Here is a 23,470-nt window from a genome sequence, read left to right on the forward strand (position 1 = left end):
CTATGGCTAGCGTCCTTCCTGAACTGGCCACCAACCGCGCAGTCAGCCTGCCGGAACTGCTCACCAGCCGCGAATGTCGTCAGGCCCGCCAGCAGGCGTGGCTGGCACAGCATCAGTCTACCTTGCTGGTGCTGACGCTGGTGGTGCCCGGTGGGGTAAAAGACAGCGCGCTGACGCGCAATATCTTCAACCTGGGTTGGCAGGCGTTGCAACACATGTGGGTCGAGCAGGGCTGGCACTGCCTGCAGGCTGAAACGCTGCCGCTGTCCACCGGCTGCGAAGGTTTTGTGGCGCTACAGGCCGATGCCCAGCGGGTGAAAGACTGCGCCATGCAGTTGGAAGTGCAGCAGCCGATTGGCCGACTGTGGGATATCGACGTGCTGGACTCACAGGGGCGCATTTTGTCGCGCCGCGACCTGGGGTTGGCGGAACGTCGCTGTCTGCTGTGCAGCCAACCGGCCAAACTCTGCGCCCGCCAACGGCAGCACAGCAGTGAACAGCTGCTGCAGGAAATGGAAAGGATGCTCAATGATGCACTCGCTACCCGCTGATCCCGTCCGATTCGTCCCCCAAACGCAAGTCGGGGACTTCGCCCATGCGGCCTACCGGGCGCTGCTGGTGGAAGTGAATCTGACCCCCAAACCGGGCCTGGTGGATCGTCATAACAACGGCGCACATCGGGATATGAACCTCGGTCATTTTTACCGCAGCGCCCGTGCCATTGGCATCTGGCTGCCGCGCTTTATCCGCCAGGGCCGCGACGATGCTTTCCGCCCGGCAGCCGAGCAGTTATTGCGGCTGCGTCCGTTGGGACTGGCCTGCGAAAACCACATGTTCCAGGCCACCGGCGGCGTCAACACCCACAAAGGCAGCGTGTTTTCACTTGGCCTGCTGTGTGCCGCCTACGGTCGTTGTGATCAGCAGCAACGCCATATCAACGCCAAAACCTTGTGCGCCGAAGTGGCGACGATGTGTGACGGGCTGGTGGTGCGTGAACTGCAACAGCACAACGCGTTGCAGACTGCCGGTCAGCGGTTGTTTGCCGAGCATGGCCTGAGTGGCGCGCGCGGCGAGGCCGAATCCGGCTTCGATCGGGTGATTAACGGCGCTTTACCGCTGTACCGACAACGGCTGAACGCCGGCTGTGATGAACAGACCGCGCTGATGGACAGCCTGCTGTGGCTGATGGCCCACAACGATGACACCAACGTCGCTTCGCGCGGCGGCATCGAAGGCTTGCACTGGTTTCAGCAGCGTGCCGCCGGGCTGTTGGCACAAGGTGGGGCGCAGGGCGAGCAGGGCATACAGCGCCTGCGGCAGTTTGACGCCGACTGCATCATGCGCAACCTCAGCCCCGGCGGCAGCGCCGACCTGTTAATCGTTACCTGGCTACTGGCGCAGTTACCGAACTAAAAACAATATCCCGTCTCTGGAGAAACTTATGTCCGAAACCAAGGAAAAAATCTGGAAAGCGCTAACGCCGTTGCTGGTGCTGGCTATCCTGTTATGGATACCCACGCCGGACGGCATGCCGCCGCAGGCTTGGCGTTACTTTGCCATTTTTGTGGCGATGATTGTCGGCATGATCCTGGAGCCGATCCCGGCGACGGCGATCAGCTTTATCGCCGTGACCCTCAGCGTGTTGAGTGCCAATTGGGTGCTGTTCGGTGCGCAGGAGCTGGCAGAACCGGGCTTTAAGGCCGGTAAAGAGGCCTTGAAATGGGGGCTGGCGGGGTTCTCCAGCACCACCGTCTGGCTGGTGTTCGGTGCCTTTATCTTCGCACTCGGCTACGAAGCGACCGGGCTGGGGCGACGTATTGCGTTGTTCCTGGTGAAGTTTATGGGCAAGCGTACTCTGACGCTCGGCTATGCGGTGGTGATCATCGACATTCTGCTGGCACCCTTTACCCCGTCCAATACCGCCCGTACTGGCGGTACCGTGTTCCCGGTGGTGAAAAACCTGCCGCCGCTGTTTGACTCCTTCCCCAATGATCCCTCCGCGCGCCGTATCGGCGGCTACCTGATGTGGATGATGGTGGTGGGGACCAGTATCAGCTCCTCGATGTTTGTCACCGGTGCCGCGCCGAACGTGCTGGGGATCGAGTTCGTCAGCAAGATTGCCGGGGTGCATATCAGTTGGATGCAGTGGTTCCTGGCCTTCCTGCCGGTCGGGCTGCTGCTGTTGATTATCGCGCCGTTGATCTCCTATTACCTGTACAAACCGGGCGTGACCCACAGCAGCGAGGTGGCAACCTGGGCCAATACCGCGCTGGCCGAAATGGGCAAGCTGACACGCAAGGAATACACGCTGATTGGCCTGGTGCTGCTCAGCCTGTGCCTGTGGGTGTTTGGCGGTAAGCTGTTGGATGCCACCACGGTTTGCCTGCTGGCGGTATCCTTGATGTTGGCGCTGCACGTGGTGTCGTGGAAGGAGATCACCAAATATTCCAGCGCCTGGAATACGCTGGTTAACCTGGCGACGCTGGTGGTGATGGCCAACGGCCTGACGCGTTCCGGCTTTATCGACTGGTTCGCCCAAACCATGAGCACCCACCTGGACGGTTTTTCACCGAATATGACGGTGGTGGCGCTGGTGCTGGTGTTCTACTTTGCCCACTACCTGTTTGCCAGCCTGTCGGCACACACGGCGACTATGCTGCCGGTGATCCTGGCGGTCGGTAAAGGGTTGCCGGGGGTGCCGATGGAGCAACTGTCGATGCTGCTGGTACTGTCGATCGGCATCATGGGCGTGCTGACGCCGTACGCCACCGGCCCTGGGGTGATCATCTACGGCTGCGGCTATGTGAAGTCGAAAGACTACTGGCGCATGGGCGGTATTCTCGGCGTGGTGTATATCGCCGCGCTGCTGTTGATCGGCTGGCCAATCATGCGTTTGTGGCTGTAGTTTTTTGAGTTAACGGCGGTCATCTGCGGATGGCCGCTGGGCAGACCTCTCCTTGTGATACCCATCACACACTTTCCCCGTTAACCTCTCCATCATAGCGAAGCAAAAGCTAACACATTAAAAATAATCATTTTCCTGGAGCCTCTGCGGATGAAAAGAAAAGCCTTATTGCTGTGCTTGCCGTTATTAATGACCGGGACTGCCCTGGCGGAAACCAACGACTATCAATTGGATCAGGTGCTGGTGATGAGCCGCCATAACCTGCGTGCGCCACTGGCCAATAACGGCAGCGTGCTGGCACAGTCCACGCCTAAAGCCTGGCCGGCCTGGGACACACCGGGTGGCCTGTTGACCACCAAGGGCGGGGTGCTGGAAGTGTATATGGGCCACTATTTTAATGCGTGGCTGAAACAAACCGGAGTACTGCCGCAGGAAGGCTGCCCGACGGCCGGCAGCGTTTATGTTTATGCCAATAGCCTGCAACGCACGGTAGCGACCGCGCAGTTCTTTACCAACGGCGCTTTCCCAGGCTGTGACATCAGCGTGCATCACCAGGATAAAATGGGGGAGATGGATCCGACCTTCAATCCAATCATCACCGACAACAGCGACGCTTTCAATCAACAGGCACTGGGGGCGATGAACAAAGAATTGGCCTCGCTGAAGCTGGATGCGGCTTATAAACAACTGGCGAAAATCATCGATTACAAAGATTCCAGCAGCTGTAAAACCGACAAGCACTGCGATCTGACCAAAGAAGCCAGCAAAATGAGTGCGGTACCGGGCAAAGAGCCGGGCGTCGCCGGCCCGCTGCGGGTGGGCAACTCGCTGGTGGATGCCTTCATGTTGCAATATTACGAAGGCTTCCCGATGAAGGACGTGGCCTGGGGCAAAATCACCACGCCGCAGCAGTGGAAACAGTTGGCGCAGCTGAAAGACGGCTATCAGGATTCGTTGTTCACCTCGCCGGTGGTGGCGCAGAACGTGGCCAAACCGCTGCTGACCTACATCAACGGCGCACTGATTGGCGAACGCAAGCCGGATTCACCGAAAGTGACGGTGCTGGTGGGCCACGATTCCAACATCGCTTCTCTGCTGTCGGCGATGGAGTTCCAACCGTACCAACTGCCGCATCAATATGAGAAAACGCCGATTGGCGGCAAGCTGGTGTTCCAGCGCTGGCACGACAAGAAAAACGATCGTGACCTGCTGAAGATTGAGTACGTGTATCAATCCACCGATCAGTTGCGTAATGCCAGCCCGCTGACGCTGAAAACCCCGCCGCAGCGCGTAACTTTGGCGCTGAAAGGTTGCCCGATAGATAAACAGGGTTACTGCGCCTGGAGCGACTTCGAAAAAACCATGAAAGGCATTCTGTAATCTTGCCGTTCCTCTCCCTCAATGTCGGGGGAGAGGAATAATCATTGTTGCCCGTGGGTTCGGCGTCTAAGATTAGCGCTTACACACCTAACATGGACGGCAAGTGTTCTCTTCTTTTATCCCCAGTATTGAATGGCTGAACCTGGACAATTACCCGGGGCAGGTCGCGCGTTGCCACTTTTCTTTGGCCCATTATCAGGACAGCTGTTTTGACGAAATCGGCATGACACTGCCCGATCATCTGTCACGGGCGGTGCCAAAGCGGCGGGCGGAGTATCTGGCCGGGCGTTACCTGGCACGAGAGTTACTGACGTCGCTGGGGTTTGCCGACTTCACCTTATTGCGTGGCGAGGACCGTGCGCCGCAGTGGCCGCCGGGCATTGCCGGTGCGCTCAGTCATAATGCGGATACTGCGCTTTGCGCCGTACATCGGGAAACGGGGTTGGGTGGCGTGGGGCTGGACGTTGAAACGCTGATCCCTGCCGCACGGGCGGAGGAGTTGTGGCGCGCTATTGTCAGCGAGGCGGAGTGTGATCAGTTGCGCGCACAACCACTGGCATTTAACCAGCTGTTGACGCTGGTATTCTCCGCCAAAGAAAGCTTGTTCAAGGCCTTGTACCCACAGGTGCGCAGCTATTTTGATTTTCTCGATGCGCGCCTGGTGGAACTCGATCCACAACAGCAGACTTTTGAATTGGAACTGCTTAAACAGCTCACGCCGCATTGCCATGTCGGCCGACGTTTTAGTGGCCGCTACTGGCATGAAAGTGACGATGTCACTACATTTATTTGTTTGTAATCAATGTAATAAATGCGTTGCACTGTCACGTGGTTGATTTTATCCGCTGCCGGCGCAATAGATGACCAGCACCTTCCGACACCAACAACAGCACGGCCAGCCAGATCGGAATATAGGTCAGCCATTCATTCCCGCCGATGCTCTCGCCGAGCAACAGCGCCACGATCACCAGCAGTACCGGCTCCACGTAGCTCAGTAAACCGAACAGGCTGAACGGCAACAGGCGACTGGCCAGGATATAACACACCAGTGCAGCGGCGCTGATCACCCCCAACAGAGGGATTTGCCAATACAGCGTCGGGCTGACGCTCAGCGCGGCCAGCGGTCCGTTACCCCCGAAGGCAAACCAGGCAGCGACCGGCAGCATCAGCGTCAGTTCACACCACAGCCCGCCGAGATTATCGGTGCCGAAACGTCGGCGCAGAATAAAGTAAACCGGATAGCCCAGCGCCACTACCAGCGTGGTCCAGGAGACGCCGCCCACCTGATACAGTTCATTGCCAACGCCGATGATCGCGCAGGCAACCGCCAATTTTTGCAACAGAGAAAGCCGATCGCGGAAGATCAGACGGCCTGCCAGCACCATGGTCAGCGGCAACAGGAAATAGCCGAGTGATACCTCCAGCGCTTTGCCGTGCAAGGGTGCCCACAGGAACAACCAGAGTTGAACCCCCAACAGTGCCGAACTCAGCGGCAGAAACAGCAGGCGACGCGGCCGTTGTTTTATCCAGCACAGGGTTTCGCTGACTTTGCGCCAGTCGGCGGAAATCACCATAAACAGGGTCAAAAATGGCACCGTCAGTAGCGTGCGCCAGCCAAACACTTGCTCGCCGTCGAGCGGGGTCAGGGTGGAGGTGTAGTAATACATCACGCCGAACAATATCGAGGCGATAACGGAAAGGGTTATTCCTTTAATCACGGACTGTCCTGAAAAGTGATTGATTTTATTGCCGCCTACTCTAGTGAAGTTTGGTGCCGACAACAATGCCGCGCATCACACTGGACAATCGGCGCTGGCGGGTTAAAATAAGTACTGTGTATTAATACAGGTGTTTTGTGATGACCCTCGATCTTTTTGAAGACGCCGTACCGCCGCCGTGGCGGGAGCAGATTGCCCCAGGAGCGGTGGTGATGCACGGCTTTGTGCGCGATCATGGCCCGGAGTTGCTGGCCGCGGTGAATGGGGTGATCGCCCAGGTGCCCTGGCGGCACATGACCACCCCGGGTGGCCACGTGATGTCGGTGGCGATGAGCTGGTGTGGCAATGGCTGGAGCAGTGACAGCCGGGGCTACCGTTACTCCGAACGCGACTCGCGCAGTGGCAAGCGCTGGCCGCCGATCCCGGCGATTCTGATGGCGCTGGCGGATGAAGCGGCGCAGCAAGCGGGCTTTGCCCCTTTCGTGCCGGACTCCTGCCTGATGAACCGTTACGATCCGGGCAGCAAGCTGTCGTTGCATCAGGATAAAGACGAGCATGATTTCGGCTCGCCGATCGTTTCGGTCTCACTGGGGCTACCGGCGGTGTTCCAGTTTGGTGGCATGCAGCGCAGTGACCGCGCCCAACGCATTCCGCTGGCGCACGGTGACGTAGTGGTGTGGGGGGGCCCGTCGCGGCTGTGCTTCCACGGTATTATGCCGATCAAAGAGGGCTATCATTCGCTGGTGGGCCCACACCGGATCAATATCACCCTACGCAAGGCGCTTTAGCTGTGGTTCTTTCGCCAGACAGGCGACCAGATAATCGATAAACACCCGCAGTTTGGGCGGCAGATGCTGGTTGGGGCCATACAGCAGCCACAGGCCGCCGTGATAACTGCTGAGAAAGTCCCATTCTGGCAGCACCTGCACCACCTCACCGCTGTCCAGCGCCTGCCGGGCCGTAAAGTACGGCAGGCTACCAATGCCAATGTGCTGTTTCACCGCATCCAGCCGCACGCCGGTATGGTTGGCGGCATAGCGCCCGTGCACGTTCACCGTGACCGTTTTACCGGCCTGACGGAATTTCCAGCGGGCGTCGTTGGGCGTTTCCCCCAGATAAATACAGCTGTGCTGCGCCAAATCCTGCGGATGCTGCGGCGTGCCGTGCTGTGCCAGATAACCGGGGGTGGCGCACAGCAGGTGTTCGATGGTCATCAACTGGCGGCCGATCAAGCCGGGAGAGGGGCGTTCGGTAATGCGTAGCGCCAGATCGACCCGATCGTCAATCAGATCCATATAGCGGTCTTCCAGCCGCAGGCGAACATCTACCTTGGGGTAACGGCGTAAAAACTCCGGCATATGCGGATGCAATACAAAGCGGCCCACCGCCTTGGGCACGCTGACGCTGACCAGCCCCTCCGGTTCTACCGCGCCCCGACCGCTGAAGGCCATCACCGAGTGCGCGGCGTCCAGCATGCTGCGACAGCGCAGAAACACCTCTTCACCTTGTTCACTCAGGCGCAGTTTGCGCGTGGTACGGTGCAGCAGTTGCAACGCCAACGCCTGTTCGAGTTTGGCCACGCTGCGGCTGGCGGCAGAGGGAGAGGTGCCCAGTTGACGAGCGGCGGCGGAAAAACTGCCGCTTTCCACCACCTGAACAAATACGGCCATTTCGGCCAGTAGTGAATGAGAGAGATTTGTGCTCACAGCGCAAAGGTCCATTGTAAAGTTGATGGATTATGCTTTGATTATGGCATGAATATAATGGGGCCTCTAACCAGGAGAAAAATCATGACCGAACGACTCTATTTTTACAGCGACGATTTGCAGGCTGAAGCGCAGGTGCTGGCCTGTACTCCGGTTGAAGGCGGCGGATACGCGATAACACTGAACGCCACGCTGTTTCACCCTCAGGGCGGCGGACAACCGGCAGATGGCGGCAGGCTGGGTGCTATTGCGGTGTTGCGTGTGGCACAACAGGGGGATCAGGTGCTGCATTTTACCGCCGACCCCGTGCCTCTTGGCCCGGTCAGCGTGCAGGTTGAGGGCGAGCAGCGCCGGTTACATACCCGCTGGCACTCCGCCGGGCACCTGATTGGCTGGTTGGGCGAAACGCGCGGCTGGCAACCGGTCAAGGCGCACCACTGGCCGGGTGAAGGGCGCATTACTTTTGCACCGGGCGCTGAGCCCCAAACTCTGGATCAGGATTTTCTGGACGCGGAGCTGGAGCGGCTGATCGCGGCGGATTTACCTCGCAAGCAAGTAGAAGTCGACGGCATGCGTCAGGTGGGGTTCGGCGAGCTGCCTGCCTATGGCTGCGGCGGCACCCATGTATCTTCACTGGGTGAGTTGGGGGCGGTAAACATCACCGCGCTCAAGATGAAAAAAGGGCAGTTGATTGTGCAGTATGAGCTGGGCTGAGTGCTTTCAGCCCGGCTCGGCAGGGGATCAGAATTTGATCTGCACCTTGGAAGACAACGTTTTGTCACCGGCTGCGATCAGTGCGTTTTCGATGGCTTCCGGTGGATATTCACCGCTGAGCAGTGGCAGTGGATCGATACGGCCGTCCTGTAGCCATTTAACGGCGGTGGCAAATTCATCGACAAAACGGAATGAACCTACCCAACGGATTTCCTTCACCAGCATCGGCATGACCGGATAGTCAACGTTAGTGGCTCCCATGCCTACCTGCACCACGGTACCGGCAGGGCGGGCCAGCGCCACGGTGGATGCGATGGCCGCCGGGCTGCCGGAGGCCTCAAACACCACGTCGAAATAGCCTTTATTGCTCTGATAAACAGTAGCGCTGCCTTCCTCCAGCGGGTTAAAGGTGTTGGTCGCGCCCATTTGTCGCGCCAGCTCCAGGCAGCGTTCACTGACGTCGGAAGCCACCAGTTCGGCGGCACCGGCACTGCGGGCGGCGGCCAGGATCAAACAGCCAATAGGGCCGGCACCGATCACCAGCACACGTTTGCCCACTAGCGTGCCCGCGACATTGACGGCATGAATGGCAACCGCCAGCGGTTCGGCAAAGGCCATGATCTGTGGGAATACGTCATCGCGATAGGGAATGCATTGTTGTTCTGTGGCTACCACGTATTCGGAAAATCCGCCGTCAACGTGCGGATTAAACTGCGCACTGCCCATAAAACGCATAGTGGCGCAGAGGTTCTGTTTGCCTGCCAGGCAGTATTCGCAATGATTACAGGGTTGCGACGGATTGATGGCCACCTTCTGTCCCACCCGCAATGCCGAACCGGCCGGCACCTGGCTAAGGGTACCGACGAATTCATGCCCGACGACCATCGGGTGTTTGAGGATCGACATGCCGGCACGGCCGTGCTGGTAATAATGGATATCCGAGCCACAGATACCGCCGCGTTCGACCTTCACCAGTACGTCATTCTCATCGTATTCCAGCTCGCGTTGCTCAACGCGCACATCTTTTTCACCGTAGGCGAAGCAGGCTTTACAGCTTAGGATCCGTTTGCTCATTATTTTGCCTCAAGTTTGTGGAGATCCGCGTTGGAGCGCGGTGCTAAAGGTTGATCGGATTTCGGGGGTACGATCACTTCAATCTTGCCGACCAGGAAGGTGTAGGCCAACAGACCCATCAGGGCTACGGCGGCGATATACCACATTGCATAGTGGAAGTTATTGGTGCGTTGCAGAATGACGCCAATGACTATTGGACTGATGATGCCGGAAAGGTTGCCGCAGATATTCAGGCAGCCGCCCATAGTGCCGATAAAATTACGTGGGATCACATCGCTCCAGACCACCCAACCCAGATTGGAAAAGGCGTTGGCGAAAAAGGCGATGGACAAGATGGCGATGGCGATGACCGGTTGATCTTCGAAAAAATTGACCAGGCAGATAATCATGGTCAGACACAGGCCGGACATCACCGGCAGTTTGCGGGCAAAGGTGCGGGATTTGCCCTTTTTCAGCAGCATATCACTCAGCGTACCGCCACACAGTACGCCTGCCATCGCCATCAGATAGGGGAATGAAGCACCCAGCCCGGCTTTGGCGATCGGTAAGTGCAGACCTTTCTCCAGGTAAACAATAAACCAGGTCAGGAAGAAATAGAGTGTGGATGAGCAAGCGAACTGGGCGATGAACAGGCCCCAGACGGTGCGATTCTTCAGGAAAAAGGCGATATCGCGCCAGCGCACTTTTTCACTGACACAGGCCTGGTTTTTTGAACCATAGCCACCGCCTTCACGAATGTAATCCAACTCCTGTTGGTTGGTTTTACTGCTGTGTTGCGGATCGCGATATTTAACTAACCAGTAAATGCCAAACAGGATGCCAACGCCGCCGGACAGGTAGAATGACATCTCCCAACCGTAATCCGCCACCACAAAGGACAACGCCGGGGTTAACAGTGCCAGCCCGATATATTGTGCGCTGGAATAAATCGCCGTGGCGCGTGCCCGCTCGTGGTCGGGGAACCAACTGGCGATGATCTTGGTGTTGGAGGGGAAGGAGGGGGCTTCGGCAATACCAATCAGCGCCCGACAGGCCAGCAGCATTAAGAATGATGCTGTTGCAGTGGCGAACAAATGATGCGAGGCGAAGCCCATCAGGAAAGTAAAGACGCTCCACAGAATAATGGCGCTGCCGTAAAGTATCCGTGAGCCAATGCGATCCAGTACGTAACCAACCGGGATCTGGCTGGCGGCGTAGAACCAGGTAAACATGGAAAACAGTAAACCCAGTTGGGTGGCGCTGAGATCGAACTCAGACTGAATTTTACTGCCGGCGACGGACAGGTTGGCCCGGTCCATATAATTTATAGCCGTCACAATAAACAACAGCGACAGAATAAAGAATCGCGATTTTGTTGCTTTCATAGTGTTGTCCTGGTCAGGGTGTTTATTTTTATAAATTTTGGCTACAGAGATGCCCCCGTAACAGTCATACGCCACGGGTAAGTAAACAGATTTAAAGCGGGTCAGGGTTACAGTACGGCCAACCAACCGCCATCGACGTAAATAATCTGTCCATTCACGTAGTTGGAAGCATTGGACGCGAGGTACACGGCGGTGCCGATCAGCTCTTCTGGTTTACCCCAGCGTTTAGAGGGATTGCTGGCTTTCACCCAGGCATCGAACTCGGGGTTATCAACCAGCGCGGCATTCATATCGGTCAATATATAACCCGGACCGATGGCGTTGGACTGAATATTAAACTCGGCCCACTCGGCGGCCATTGAACAGGTGAGCATCTTGATGCCACCTTTGGCGGCGGTATAAGGCGCAACCGTGGCGCGGGCGGCTTGGCTGGTCAGCGAACCGATGTTAATGATTTTCCCCCCTTTACCGCGGGCGATCATCCGCCTAGCGGCGGCTCGACCAACGATAAATGCGCTGGTCAGGTTGGTATCGAGCACCCGCTGCCACTGTTCCAACTCCAGGTTGAGCAGGGGGCTACGGTACTGAATACCGGCATTATTGATCACAATATCAACCTCAACCCGTTCCTCGTCGAGCTGATTGAATACCGCCTCTATGGCTTGTTCATCGGTAACGTCAAAGGCGAAACCGCGCGCCTGCAGACCTTGAGATTGCAGTCGCTCGACCGCGGCCTGTACCGTTGCAGGTTGCGTACCGTTTAAAATGACGCTGGCTCCGGCCGCAGCCAACCCCTCAGCGTAGGAAAAACCTAATCCGCGAGAAGAACCGGTGACCAGCGCCGTTTTCCCCGTTAAATCGAACAGAGCAGACATATCAACCTCTTACTGTTGGTTATAGGATCCTGATTCGGCATGTACCGTTATTGGCATCGTGTTAAGCTTAGTGCCGTTCAACATGTATGACATCATTCATATAAACGTTGCGTTAAGCCTTGGCAGAAATCAATTCTGTTAAATGGTTTTTGAAGCGCGGATCACAAAAGAAAAATCCAACATTAAACAATTGCAATGTAAAACAATTGGTTGGGTTTGTTTTCATGACACAGCGCACATAATTTTTGAACGACGCTTTAGCCCATGCACTATCGATGATATAAATTTAACCACACCTTGTAGGACAACTGATGAGTTGGCGGCAAAGGAGTTTACAGTGGGTAATCTAAGAATCACCGGCGTGAAAACTATTCTCACCGCGCCAGGCGGTATCGATCTGGCTGTAGTGAAGGTCGAGACGAACCAACCGGGCCTATATGGCCTGGGGTGCGCGACCTTCACTCAACGCATTCATGCGGTGAAAACGGCCATCGACGACTATATGGCACCGTTTCTAATCGGTAAGGATCCATCGCGCATCGAGGATATCTGGCAGTCTGCCTGCGTAAGCGGCTACTGGCGCAGCGGTCCGATCATGAACAATGCCCTGTCCGGTGTGGATATGGCGCTGTGGGACATCAAAGGGAAAGTCGCCGGTCTGCCCGTTTATGAACTCTTGGGCGGCCAATGCCGCGACGGTATTGCGCTGTATTGCCATACCGACGGCAGCGATGAGTTTGAGGTAGAGGACAACATCCGTGCACGCATGGAAGAGGGCTACCAATATGTGCGTTGTCAGATGGGAATGTACGGCGGGGCGGGCACGGACGATCTGAAACTGATTGCTACCCAGTTGGCGCGGGCAAAAAATATTCAGCCCAAACGTTCCCCGCGCGGCAGTACGCCGGGCATCTATTTTGATCCGGATGCCTACGTGAGAAGCGTGCCGCGTCTGTTTGAACACCTGCGCAATAAGCTGGGCTTCGGCATTGAGTTTATTCATGATGTACATGAGCGGGTAACGCCAATCGCCGCCGTTCAACTGGCCAAAACGCTGGAGCCATACCAACTGTTTTACCTCGAAGACCCGGTGGCACCTGAAAATATCGACTGGCTGAAAATGTTGCGCCAACAATCCTCCACGCCGATCTCAATGGGGGAGCTGTTCACCAACGTCAATGACTGGAAACCGCTGATTACCAATAACCTGATCGACTATATCCGTTGTCACGTCAGCACCATTGGCGGTATTACCCCGGCGAAAAAATTGGCGACGCTGAGTGAAATCCATGGGGTACGTACCGCCTGGCACGGGCCGGGCGACATTTCTCCAGTCGGCGTCGCCGCCAACCTGCACCTGGATATGAGCGTGACCAATTTTGGTATTCAGGAATACACGCCGATGAATGACGCCTTGCGTGAAGTGTTTAGCGGCTGTCCGGAAATTGAGCGGGGTTATGCCTACCTGAGCGTTCGCCCAGGGTTAGGTATAGATATCGATGAGCAAAAAGCGGCGCAGTACCCGTGTATCGGCGGTATCCCGTCCTGGACTCTGGCACGTACGCCGGACGGCACGGCGTCACGGCCTTAACCTCACCTGTGGACGCATTTAATTGCGCCCTTTGAAAGTGCATCACTCGGTGTCCGGTGTGGCCTGTCTGAGTTTTTCGATGGCGGTGACGTTGTCCGCCATCGCCTCGTTGAGTACTGCAACGGCGGTAGAAGAATCGCGGTTTTTAATCGCCATAAACACCTTGATGTGTGCCTCGACGCTTTCCAAAGAAATCCCCAATGCCCGGTTCAGTTCTTCCAGGTAGTAGTAATAGGTGTCTTTGATTGAGTTCATCACGTTGTAGAACACCTTGTTCTGTGACGCTTTGGCTATGGCCAGGTGAAACTCAAAATCGGCCTGAGAGTACTTTTTGTAATCGTCTTTGTTGATCAGCATGCGGTTCAGGGCTTGTTCCAGCGCGGTAATGTCCTCGGGCGTGGCGTTTAATACCGCCAGCTCCATACATTTGAACTCCACCGTTTGGCGGAACACCATCATGTCGTGAAACTCTTCACGGCTGAGGTGCATGATCGGTTGCTGTTCATTGAACAGGCTCTGTGGATTGAGGTGTTGGGCGACAAAACTGCCTTTGCCCTGATGGGTCACCACGATGCCCAGATCGCGCAGACGCTGCACCGCGCTGCGAATGCTGACCCGGCTGACGTTGAAAGAGGTGGTCAGTTCCGCTTCTGAGGGGAGTTTGCTGCCAGGCGGCCAACTGCCGTCCAACAGTTTTTCCTTTATTTGCTCATAGACCGCGTTGACCACGTTGTGTTTTTGGATTGATTGAAGACTCATGATATCCATCGCATAAGTTGTCCTACAACATGCCTGTGGTATAGCACGCCATGCCGCAGGTGTGAAGCTGTTCGCCACATTTTTGCGTGGCTGACACCAGGTCGGGAGAATAAATTTATTTTGTGATCGTCATTTCAATTCGAAGCACTGGCCATTGAATACGACCGAAATGTGATTCATTTTTAACCTTGAGTGATGTCATACAGGTTAAGGTATGACATCAGATGTTTAAAAGGGCACCAACAAGCGCGGTCATTAGGTATAAACCGGCATCCATTAAAATTCCTGGGGAAAACGAATATGAGCATCAATTTACCCACCAAGCTGGCACCGATCCGCTGGCGAAAGCTTATTCCGCTGGCTTTCATTACCTACAGCCTGGCCTACCTGGATCGTGCCAATTACGGATTTGGAGCGGCCGCAGGGCTGGCGCACGATCTCAATATTACGCCGGGTATGTCTTCACTCTTGGGGGCGCTATTTTTCCTCGGTTATTTCTTTTTCCAAGTGCCGGGAGGAATTTACGCCGAGAAACGCAGTGCCAAGGGGCTGATTTTTTGGAGCCTGGTGTTGTGGGGCATTTTGGCCACCGCTACCGGTTTGGTCAGCAATGTGGCAACGTTGGCGGCGATCCGCTTCCTGCTTGGGGTGGCGGAAAGCGTCGTGATGCCGGCGATGCTGGTGTTCCTCAGCCATTGGTTTACCAAGCAGGAACGCTCGAAAGCCAATACTTTCCTGTTTCTTGGCAACCCGATTACCGTGCTGTGGATGTCGATACTGTCCGGTTATCTGGTGGACGCCTTTGGCTGGCGTGGCATGTTTATCATTGAAGGGGTGCCGGCCATTATCTGGGCGGCAATCTGGTGGGTGATCTTTGTCGATCGGCCAAAAGATGCCACCTGGCTCAGTGAGCAGGAGAAAGCTGCTCTTGAGGCCGCCCTCGCCGCTGAACAGACCGGTATGCAACCGATTAAAAATTACGGCGAGGCCTTTCGGTCACGCAAGGTATTGGCACTGTCGTTTATTCATTTCTTCTGGAATATCGGTATGTACGGTTTCATTATGTGGCTGCCGTCGATCTTGAAAACCGCTTCCGGCATGGGGATTGTCGCTACCGGCTGGTTGTCTGCTGCACCTTATTTGTTGGCGGTGCCGCTGATGCTTGGTGCATCCTATTTCTCTGATAAGTATCAACAGCGCAAGCTGGTGGTGCTGTTGTTTCTGGGGTTGGGGGCGGTTTGTTTCTGCGCGTCTTTCACACTGGGTGCTAACCATTTTTGGTTGTCCTACGTCTTGCTGGTGATTGCCGGCGGAGCTATGTATACGCCTTATGGCCCGTTCTTTGCGGCGATCCCGGAGCTATTGCCACGCAACGTGATGGCGGGGGCGATGGCATTTATCGTGAGTTTTGGCGCACTGGGGTCATTTGTGGGGGCCTGGATTGTCGGCTATCTCAACGGTATTACGCAGGGGCCGCAGGCTTCCTATATCTTTATGGGCACTTCGCTGGTCATCGCGGTGGTACTGACGGCACTGACCCGTTTCTCTAACACACCACAAAAAGTTGTGACCCCTGGCGTCGCAGCCTGCCGATAAGCTATGCCGGACCGGTTATTTCGTCGGCCCGGCCTGTCGCAGCATGGTGCAGAAAGCACACTGGCATCCGGCCTGCGGCAAGGCGGCGCAGGTGCCGACATTGACCGTTTGCGCATCCAGCGCATGAAAGCCGTAAAACCTATTCTCGATATTATTTTCCGCTGCGCGCGTCTGTTCAGGCTGGGGTTCTGGCACCCTGGACTGAAACGCGGCGGCGCGTCCGGCTAACAAGCCAAGGAACAACAGCGAGAGCTGAATTTTCATTTTGGTCTTCCCGGTTTGATTTCTGATACGTTATAACAAAACATCCGTTCTGCCAACCACCGATGCCTTGTGCATTTTCCGCCATTGGTTAGCGAAATTAGTTCGTTCAACTCCTCGCCGATTTGGTTTGTTATCTAACCCATAACATTCCGAAATAAAGAAGGCGTGGCATACGATGTTTAATTTCTCTTTCAATAGATTAACCAGCGGGATAACGGTGGCATTGGGCCTGGCGGCGGCGATGAGTCCGGCGCTGGCCTCGGTGCAGGGCGGCACATTGATCTATCTGGAACAGCAGGCGCACACCAACCTCTACCCGCCTTCCGGCGGTTTCTACCCCAATGGCGGCATCCTCAATCAAATCACTGACAAACTGACCTACCAGAACCCGCAAACGCTGGAGATTGAGCCGTGGATCGCCGAATCCTGGAGCAGCAACGCCGACAAAACCGAATACACCTTCAAGCTGCGGCCGGGCGTGACCTTCTCCGACGGCACTCCGCTGGATGCTAGCGCGGTAGCGAAAAACTTCGACACCTATGGCCTGGGCAATAAAGAGAAACGCCTGCCGGTGTCTGAAGTCATCAATAACTACGACCACAGCGAAGTGATCGACCCGTTAACCGTCAAATTTTACTTCAAGCACTCGTCGCCAGGTTTCCTGCAGGGTACCGCCACGATTGGCTCGGGGTTGGTTTCGCTCAGCACCCTGAACCGCAACTATGACCAACTCGGCGATGCGCGCCATATCATCGGATCCGGCCCGTTTGTGGTCAGCGCCGAGACGCTGGGGCGTGAGGTCAGCCTTAGCGTTCGCAAAGATTATCACTGGGGTCCGGCCAGGCTGGCTCAGCAAGGGCGCGCCAATCTGGACGCGATCAAGGTGATTGTCACCGGTGAGGACAGTGTGCGCATTGGTGCGTTGCAAGCCGGGCAGGCAGACTTTATTCGCCAGATCCAGGCCTACGACGAGAAGCAGACTCAGGATCAGGGTTTCACCATCTACGCGGCCCCAACGCGTGGCGTGAATGACAGCGTCGCCTTCCGACCGGATAACCCGCTGGTAAGCGACCTGCGCGTGCGTCAGGCGCTACTGCATGCCACCGACAGCAAGCAGATCGTCGATACGCTGTTCTCGGTTAACTACCCACAGGCCAAATCGGTGATTGCCTCTTCCGCCGCTGGTTTTGTCGACTTGTCCGCCAAGCTGAAGTTCGATCCGCAACTGGCCAACCGCCTGCTGGATGAGGCGGGCTGGAAAAAGGGCAGCGACGGCCTGCGTGAGAAAGACGGTAAAAAACTGCTGCTGAATGTCTATGAATCACTGCCGCAACCGCAGAACAAGGCGGTGTTGCAACTGGTTTCGCAGCAGTGGGGCAAGGTCGGCGCGCGCTTGAACATTCTGGCCGGTGACGCCGGTAGCCGGGTGGCCGATAACCTCGACCCGCAGAAAACCCCGGCGGCGGTGGTGGAAGTGGGGCGGGCCGATCCGGACGTGATTAAAAGCCAGTTCTACCCGACCAACCGCGATGCGCTGTTGCAGCAAGGCGGCTCCGGTAAAAACAGCCAGTTCAGCGACGACAAGCTGAACGCGCTACTGCTGGGCATTGCCTCTGAGGTGGATGCGCAAAAACGCCTGCAGATTGCCGGTGAGGCACAAAATTACCTGCTCGATCAGGCGTACGTGATCCCATTCTTTGAGGAGCCGCAGGTATTTGCCGGCGCGCCTTATCTGAAGGGGGTGAGTTTCGAAGCCGTGGGTCGCCCGAGTTTCTACGGCGCCTGGTTAGAGAAACATTAGGGAGACCATGATGAGCCGATATCTGGCGCGGCGTATCGCACAAGCGCTGCTGGTGCTGTGGGCGACCTTTAGTCTGTCGTTTCTCCTGCTGCAGGTGCTGCCGGGCGATGCGATCCTGATTAAGTTCCAGAATCCGGACATGGGACTCAGTCCGGCTCAGATCGCCGATATGCGTGCCGCCTATGGTGCCGATGTGTCGCTGTGGCAGCAGTATCTGCATGCGTTGGGTAACGTGCTGCGGGGGGATCTGGGTTACTCCATTCAGGCCGGGGTACCGGTCACCGAACTGTTGGCCACCAACCTGCCCGCCACGCTGCAACTGGCGGTGCTGGGCTTTACGCTGGCGCTGCTGCTGGCGTTGGCGATTGCCTTTATCTCCAATCTGACCGGCTTTGGCTGGCTGAGATCGGCCCTGCAATCGCTGCCGTCGCTGTTCGTTTCGGTGCCGACCTTCTGGCTGGGTATTGTGTTGATCCAGGTGTTTTCGTTCCAACTCAAGCTGATCCCGGTGATCAACCCAGGTGAGTGGCAAGGGCTTATCCTGCCGATTGTGACCCTGGCGGTGCCGATCTCCGCCCCGCTGGCGCAGATCCTGAACCGCAGCATTGACCAGGTGCAGACCCAGCCGTTTGTCGCCGTGGCACGCGCCAAAGGTGCCAGCCGTAGCGGGGTGCTGTGGCGGCATGTGGCGCGCAACGCCATGCTGCCGGCGCTGACCATAGCCGGCATTCTGCTTGGTGAACTGATTGCCGGCGCGCTGATCACCGAAACCGTGTTTGGCCGCAGCGGGCTGGGACAACTGACCCTGCAGGCGGTGCTGAATCAGGACGTGGCGGTACTGCAGGCGATCGTGGTGATCTCCGCCGCCGCTTTCGTCACCCTCAATCTGCTGGTGGATCTGCTGTTCCCGCTGTTGGATCCACGACTGAAAACCCACACAGGAGTCGCCGTATGAGCAGTATCTCCTATGAAAAAGCGGTCGTACCGGAGCGAGATCTGGGCGGTCTGGAAAGTGAAGGAACCTTACCGACCAGCCGTCCACGCCGTCGTCGTGTGCCGTTGACCTTGCTGCTGGCCTGGGCGGTGATCGCCATTGCGGTGCTGTGGGCGCTGGCGCCCCAGCTATTCACCGCCTACAGCGGCACCGAAGGTATCGCCGGTGCGCAGCGGCTGGCGCCGGGCGGCGAACACTGGCTGGGCACCGATCAACTGGGGCGCGATCTGTATGCGCGCATTGTCTATGGTGCCTCGCAGACGCTGTCTGCAGCGCTGGTGGCAGTCGCGCTGGGTTTATTGTTGGGTGCCGCGCTGGGGCTGATTGCCGGTGCGGTGGGGGGCATCGCGGACGAAGCGGTGATGCGCTTTGTCGACGTCTTGCTGTCTATTCCCGGCCTGCTGCTGTCGCTGAGCATCATTATTTTACTGGGGTTTGGCACGGTTAATGCCGCCATTGCCGTCGGGATTACTTCCGTCGCCAACTTTGCCCGCCTGGCGCGCGCAGAGGTAGTGCGGGTGCGGCACAGTGATTACGTCGAGGCGGCCTATGGCAGCGGCGGTACCTTCTGGGCGGTGCTGTGGCGGCACATTCTGCCGAACTCGCTGACTTCGGTGATCGCCTTCTCGGCGTTGCAGTTTGGCAGCGCTATTTTGGCGATCGCCACCCTGAGCTTCCTGGGTTATGGCACCCCGCCACCGACGCCGGAGTGGGGGTTGCTGATCGCCGAAGGGCGCAACTACATTTCCACCGCCTGGTGGTTGACTACCTTTCCGGGGCTGGCGGTGGTGGCAGTGGTGCTGGCGGCCAACCGCATCAGCCGTGCATTGGGGAGAACGCAGCCATGAGTATTCAGACGGCATTACAACGGGCGGCGGCCACGCCGGTATTGGCGCTGGAGCAGGTGTCGATTGCCTATCAGGGCGCGACCGGTAGCCAGCGGGTGGTGCATCAGGTGTCGTTCGCCATTCAGCCGGGGGAAGTGGTGGCTTTGGTCGGCGAGTCCGGTTCGGGCAAAACCACCACCGCGCAGGCAATCATTGGCCTGCTGACGGAAAATGGCCGTCTGGAGCAGGGCGCTATCCGTCTCAACGGCACCGATATCAGCCATTGGTCATCACGACGTCTGGACGCGGTGCGGGGCGCGCAAATCAGTTTGATCCCACAGGATCCGTCCAGCTCGCTTAACCCGGTGAAGACGATCGGCGAACAGGTGGCGGAAATCCTCAATATTCACCGTCGCCTGCCGCGCAAACAGGTGCAGCAGCGGGTGGTGGCATTACTGACCCGGGTTGGTCTGACCCACCCGGAGCTGCGGGCGCGTCAGTATCCGCATGAACTTTCCGGCGGCATGAAACAGCGGGTGTTGATTGCCATCGCTATCGCGCTGCAACCGGCGCTGATTATCGCCGATGAGCCAACCAGCGCGCTGGATGTCACGGTGCAAAAGCGCATTCTCGATCTGATCGACGAACTGCGGCAGGAGTTTGGTACCGCGGTGCTGCTGGTGACCCACGATCTGGCAGTGGCGGCGGAGCGTGCCGACCGGCTGCTGGTGTTTCGCCATGGTCGGGTTCAGGAGCAGGGCGTGACCGCCGAAGTGCTGCGTGCCCCCACCAGCGATTATACCCGCCGATTGTTTGCCGATGTGCCATCGCTGACCCGTGCAGCGGTGCCGCAACCCCGGAACAGTACGCAAGAGCTGGCGATCCAGGTTAATGGGTTGGTGAAAGATTTCCGCCTGGCCGGTGTGGGGGGCAAAACTTACCGTGCGTTGGATCAGGTGTCGTTTAGCGTGCCGCGTGGTACCACCCATGCGCTGGTAGGGGAATCCGGCTCCGGCAAAACCACGCTGGCACGCTGCCTGCTCGGTTTTCAACGGCCGGACGCCGGGCAAATCATTATCGACGGCGTCGACTTCACCCAGTTGAAGGGCGAAGCGCTGCGGCAGTTCCGTCGTCGCATTCAGTTGGTGTATCAGAACCCGTTCGGTTCGCTCGATCCGTCGCAGACGCTGTATCAGGTGATTGAAGAGCCGTTGCTGAACTTTGAACCGCTGGGCAAAGTCGAGCGTTATCGCCGGGTACGTGAACTGTTTGAACGGGTGGCGCTGCCGGACGAGTTGCTGAGTCGCAAGCCGCGCGAGCTGTCCGGCGGCCAACGTCAGCGGGTGGCGATCGCCCGGGCGCTGGTGTTGCAACCACGGGTACTGGTGCTGGACGAAGCGACCTCGGCCCTGGATGTCACGGTACAGGCGCAGATCCTGCGGCTGTTGCAGGATTTGCAGCAGGAACTGGGGCTGACCTATTTGTTTATCTCACACGATCTGGCCACGGTACGGCAGATTTCACACAGCGTTTCGGTGTTGCATCGAGGGGTACAGGTGGACAGCGGCGCGACCGGCGAGCTGTTCGCCATGCCGGGCAGTGATTACACCCGTCAGTTGATTGAGGCCATTCCCGGCCGTCAGTTTTATGCCGAACAGCCCAAGATTAAGGACGCAATTTATGAGCAGTAAAAGACTGGGTTTTTTCACCCGCCTGCTGGATCAGGGCAGTGCACAACAGCGTTATCGGTTGGCAACCGAGCAAATCGTGCATGCGGAACGGGTCGGTTTTGATAGTGCCTGGGTGGCGCAGCACCATTTTCATGAGGATGAGGGCGGCTTGCCTTCACCCCTGGTGTTTCTGGCACAGGTGGCGGCACGAACTCGCCATATCCGGCTGGGCACCGGGGTGATCACGCTGCCGATGGAGTCGGCCATTCGGGTGGCGGAGGATACTGCGGTACTGGATCTGCTGTCTGACGGCAGGCTGGAGGTGGGGATTGCCGCCGGCGGCACGCCGTCTTCGTTCAGCGCCTTCGGTTTTGATGCTCAGCAGCGCCACGCGGTATTTGCCGACAACTTCAATACACTGCTGCGCGCCTGGCGTGGCGAGGCCCTGGGCGGTGAGGATAACCGTTTGTACCCGGCCGCGCCGCAACTGGCGGAGCGGGTCTGGCAGGCGACCTTTTCGGTGGAAGGTGGCGAACGCGCCGGACGTGCCGGTGACGGCTTAATGCTGTCGCGCACCCAACCGCGCCCGACAGAGGCGCCAGATTTGCCGCTGGACGAGTTGCAGAACCCGATTATTGACGCCTATCTGGCGGCGCTGCCGCCCGGCATTGCACCGCGCATTATGGGGTCGCGCACCGCCCTGGTGACCGATAATAGCCAACAGGCGCGGGACTTTGCCGCGCAGGGGTTGGGTCGTGGGCTTGAACGCCTGCGCGCCAGTGGCCACCGACCATCCGATGAGTCGCTCGATGGGCTGATCCGGGCCTTTGACGTGCATCTCGGTACCCCGGATCAGGTGATTGCCTCGTTGCAGAAAGACAGCGCGTTGGCGCGGGTGACCGACCTGGCGTTTCAGGTGCATTCCATCGATCCACCGCACGCCTACATTCTGCATTCTATTGAGCTGATCGCCCGTCACGTTGCCCCGGAGCTGGGTTGGCAACGTCGTACTCCCGCTTCCGTCACCCATGAACATCACGCTGAGGAAAAGGTATGACTGCAATATTGAATAATGACGACCTGCTGGCCGTACTGGCAGAGATCGCGCCCGGTTCCGCATTGGCACAGGCCAGAGTGACACGGCAGGCGGCGACGGACGCGATTCAGGCCAGCTACCTGGCGTTATTCGCTCCCGCGGATGCCGGCGATTTTCCTGTAGCGCAGCGGTTGCAAATCGCCCAGCGCATCAGCGAATGGCATGCTGATAAATCACTGGCGGCCCACTATGCGGCGTTGCTGCAACAACAGGGAGGTGCAGAGGATAGCCCGCGTTTGCAGGCGGCGCTGGGTCATGCCGAACGGCTGGCGTTCAAACCCGCCAGCGCCGATGCCCTGCATTTGCAGGCATTGCAGCAAGCCGGTTGGTCACTGGACGCTATCGTCACCCTGTCGCAACTGATCGCGTTTGTCAGTTTCCAAAGCCGTCTGTTAACCGGCTATCGGCTACTTGGCGGTCAGCCGGTTGAGGGGGACAGTAGCGGCTCACCGGTCAGAGCCGGCAGTTGGCGCACCGAATCCGTCACCCTGAGCGGCCGCCATGCGCCGCCGCTGTTTACCCGTCAGGAACTGGGCTGGGAGCCGTGGATCGCCGCCAGGCCGCTGGCGGAGTTTGATGCATCGGGTCAGGCGCTGTTGACGCGCTTCGGGCATGGCGACTCGGATTATTTCCGCCTGCTGGCACGTAATCATCCGGTGCTGGAGCATCGAACGCTGGCGGATCGGGCGATTTTCTATACGCAAGGCGGGCTGGAACGTAAGGATCGCGAACTGGCGGCCACGGTGGCCAGCAAGGTGAATGGCTGTATCTATTGTGCTTCGGTGCATGCGCGCAAGGCGGCACAGTTATCCAAACAGGCGGATGAGGTACAACGTCTGCTGGAGGTAGCACCGGGGGGCGTGTTGAGTGAGGGGCAAGGGGAGCCGTGGCGGGCACAGATAGACTTTGCCGCCGCGTTGTCCGCTACGCCGCCGCAGGCTAACGCCGAACAACTGGCACTGCTGCGCGAGCAGGGGCTGGATGAGCTGGCGCTGCTGGATCTGGTGCAGTCGACGGCGTTCTTTGCCTGGGCTAACCGGCTGATGCTGACTCTGGGTGAGCCCTTCGACGATTAATAAGTCTCCCGCCAATAATCGCTGTGTAAACAGGGGCGAAATTTTTCGCCCCTGTGCAAT

The 23,470-nt window shown here is 57.7% G+C and carries 22 protein-coding genes; 15 read left to right on the forward strand and 7 right to left on the reverse strand.

Going from position 1 to position 23,470, the window contains the following annotated elements; genetic code table 11:
- The first annotated feature begins 2 nt into the window (after window positions 1–2).
- From citX to OC597_RS15680, 5 genes are all read left to right on the forward strand, one after another.
- Window positions 3–551: a citrate lyase holo-[acyl-carrier protein] synthase gene (gene citX, locus OC597_RS15660; RefSeq protein WP_262209438.1), complete on the forward strand. Its 549-nt coding sequence runs from the start codon at window positions 3–5 to the stop codon at window positions 549–551.
- Window positions 529–1,413, forward strand: a complete 885-nt coding sequence (gene citG, locus OC597_RS15665) for a triphosphoribosyl-dephospho-CoA synthase CitG (protein ID WP_410071717.1) — start codon at window positions 529–531, stop codon at window positions 1,411–1,413. Before citX ends, citG begins: the two co-directional genes overlap by 23 nt.
- Before the next feature lie 28 nt (window positions 1,414–1,441).
- Entirely contained in the window at window positions 1,442–2,905 is a 1,464-nt protein-coding gene (locus tag OC597_RS15670; protein WP_261462733.1) for an anion permease, read from the forward strand.
- Window positions 2,906–3,055: 150 nt separating this feature from the next.
- Window positions 3,056–4,285 carry a bifunctional glucose-1-phosphatase/inositol phosphatase gene (gene agp / locus OC597_RS15675; RefSeq protein ID WP_261255970.1) on the forward strand — a complete coding sequence of 410 codons (1,230 nt, stop codon included), beginning with the start codon at window positions 3,056–3,058 and terminating at the stop codon, window positions 4,283–4,285.
- Between the two features lie 103 nt (window positions 4,286–4,388).
- Window positions 4,389–5,084, forward strand: coding sequence for a 4'-phosphopantetheinyl transferase family protein (locus tag OC597_RS15680; protein ID WP_262209439.1), 696 nt, complete (start codon window positions 4,389–4,391; stop codon window positions 5,082–5,084).
- 25 nt (window positions 5,085–5,109) lie between these two features.
- Here OC597_RS15680 and rarD read toward each other — a convergent pair whose 3' ends face one another.
- Window positions 5,110–6,003 carry an EamA family transporter RarD gene (gene rarD, locus OC597_RS15685; RefSeq protein WP_262209440.1) on the reverse strand — a complete coding sequence of 298 codons (894 nt, stop codon included), beginning with the start codon at window positions 6,001–6,003 and terminating at the stop codon, window positions 5,110–5,112.
- 140 nt (window positions 6,004–6,143) lie between these two features.
- On the opposite strand from rarD, the gene alkB reads away from it, so the two are divergent.
- Complete coding sequence (gene alkB, locus OC597_RS15690; protein WP_176979563.1) at window positions 6,144–6,791, forward strand: DNA oxidative demethylase AlkB; 648 nt, start codon at window positions 6,144–6,146, stop codon at window positions 6,789–6,791.
- Here the strand turns inward: alkB and OC597_RS15695 are convergent.
- Entirely contained in the window at window positions 6,774–7,709 is a 936-nt protein-coding gene (locus OC597_RS15695) for a LysR family transcriptional regulator (RefSeq protein WP_262209442.1), read from the reverse strand. The genes alkB and OC597_RS15695 overlap by 18 nt on opposite strands.
- Window positions 7,710–7,793: 84 nt before the next feature.
- On the opposite strand from OC597_RS15695, the gene OC597_RS15700 reads away from it, so the two are divergent.
- The gene (locus tag OC597_RS15700) at window positions 7,794–8,423 is read left to right on the forward strand and encodes an alanyl-tRNA editing protein (RefSeq protein WP_261284964.1); all 630 of its coding nucleotides are present in this window, start codon (window positions 7,794–7,796) and stop codon (window positions 8,421–8,423) included.
- Between the two features lie 27 nt (window positions 8,424–8,450).
- On the opposite strand, the gene idnD is transcribed toward OC597_RS15700, so the two are convergent.
- From idnD to OC597_RS15715, 3 genes are all read right to left on the reverse strand, one after another.
- Entirely contained in the window at window positions 8,451–9,497 is a 1,047-nt protein-coding gene (gene idnD, locus OC597_RS15705) for an L-idonate 5-dehydrogenase (RefSeq protein WP_261284963.1), read from the reverse strand.
- Window positions 9,497–10,861: an MFS transporter gene (locus tag OC597_RS15710; protein ID WP_261255985.1), complete on the reverse strand. Its 1,365-nt coding sequence runs from the start codon at window positions 10,859–10,861 to the stop codon at window positions 9,497–9,499. Before OC597_RS15710 ends, idnD begins: the two co-directional genes overlap by 1 nt.
- 107 nt (window positions 10,862–10,968) lie before the next feature.
- A complete protein-coding gene (locus tag OC597_RS15715; RefSeq protein ID WP_099064573.1) occupies window positions 10,969–11,736 on the reverse strand; it encodes an SDR family oxidoreductase in 768 nt (255 codons plus the stop codon).
- A gap of 337 nt (window positions 11,737–12,073) precedes the next feature.
- Here OC597_RS15715 and OC597_RS15720 point away from each other — a divergent pair, with 337 nt between their 5' ends.
- Complete coding sequence (locus OC597_RS15720) at window positions 12,074–13,327, forward strand: enolase C-terminal domain-like protein (protein ID WP_261255989.1); 1,254 nt, start codon at window positions 12,074–12,076, stop codon at window positions 13,325–13,327.
- 42 nt (window positions 13,328–13,369) lie between these two features.
- On the opposite strand, the gene OC597_RS15725 is transcribed toward OC597_RS15720, so the two are convergent.
- Complete coding sequence (locus OC597_RS15725) at window positions 13,370–14,086, reverse strand: FadR/GntR family transcriptional regulator (protein ID WP_261255991.1); 717 nt, start codon at window positions 14,084–14,086, stop codon at window positions 13,370–13,372.
- 300 nt (window positions 14,087–14,386) lie between these two features.
- Here OC597_RS15725 and OC597_RS15730 point away from each other — a divergent pair, with 300 nt between their 5' ends.
- On the forward strand, window positions 14,387–15,682 hold the full coding sequence (locus tag OC597_RS15730; protein ID WP_261255993.1) for an MFS transporter: 1,296 nt from the start codon (window positions 14,387–14,389) through the stop codon (window positions 15,680–15,682).
- A gap of 15 nt (window positions 15,683–15,697) precedes the next feature.
- On the opposite strand, the gene OC597_RS15735 is transcribed toward OC597_RS15730, so the two are convergent.
- Window positions 15,698–15,946 carry a hypothetical protein gene (locus tag OC597_RS15735; protein ID WP_261255995.1) on the reverse strand — a complete coding sequence of 83 codons (249 nt, stop codon included), beginning with the start codon at window positions 15,944–15,946 and terminating at the stop codon, window positions 15,698–15,700.
- A 175-nt stretch (window positions 15,947–16,121) separates the two neighbouring features.
- Between OC597_RS15735 and OC597_RS15740 the strand changes: the two genes are divergently transcribed.
- From OC597_RS15740 to OC597_RS15765, 6 genes are read left to right on the forward strand one after another with little or no spacing between them, the layout of a single operon-like run.
- Entirely contained in the window at window positions 16,122–17,747 is a 1,626-nt protein-coding gene (locus OC597_RS15740; RefSeq protein WP_261255998.1) for a TIGR04028 family ABC transporter substrate-binding protein, read from the forward strand.
- Window positions 17,748–17,757: 10 nt separating this feature from the next.
- Window positions 17,758–18,702, forward strand: coding sequence for an ABC transporter permease (locus OC597_RS15745; RefSeq protein WP_261285179.1), 945 nt, complete (start codon window positions 17,758–17,760; stop codon window positions 18,700–18,702).
- On the forward strand, window positions 18,699–19,589 hold the full coding sequence (locus OC597_RS15750; protein WP_262209446.1) for an ABC transporter permease: 891 nt from the start codon (window positions 18,699–18,701) through the stop codon (window positions 19,587–19,589). The genes OC597_RS15745 and OC597_RS15750 overlap by 4 nt, the downstream gene beginning before the upstream one ends.
- Window positions 19,586–21,259, forward strand: a complete 1,674-nt coding sequence (locus tag OC597_RS15755; protein ID WP_262209448.1) for a dipeptide ABC transporter ATP-binding protein — start codon at window positions 19,586–19,588, stop codon at window positions 21,257–21,259. The genes OC597_RS15750 and OC597_RS15755 overlap by 4 nt, the downstream gene beginning before the upstream one ends.
- Window positions 21,249–22,295: a putative FMN-dependent luciferase-like monooxygenase gene (locus tag OC597_RS15760; RefSeq protein ID WP_261256005.1), complete on the forward strand. Its 1,047-nt coding sequence runs from the start codon at window positions 21,249–21,251 to the stop codon at window positions 22,293–22,295. The genes OC597_RS15755 and OC597_RS15760 overlap by 11 nt, the downstream gene beginning before the upstream one ends.
- Window positions 22,292–23,410, forward strand: coding sequence for an alkylhydroperoxidase domain protein (locus OC597_RS15765; RefSeq protein ID WP_261284958.1), 1,119 nt, complete (start codon window positions 22,292–22,294; stop codon window positions 23,408–23,410). The genes OC597_RS15760 and OC597_RS15765 overlap by 4 nt, the downstream gene beginning before the upstream one ends.
- Window positions 23,411–23,470: the final 60 nt, after the last annotated feature.

It is taken from the genome of Serratia proteamaculans, from assembly GCF_946227095.1.
Taxonomy (GTDB): domain Bacteria; phylum Pseudomonadota; class Gammaproteobacteria; order Enterobacterales; family Enterobacteriaceae; genus Serratia; species Serratia proteamaculans_E.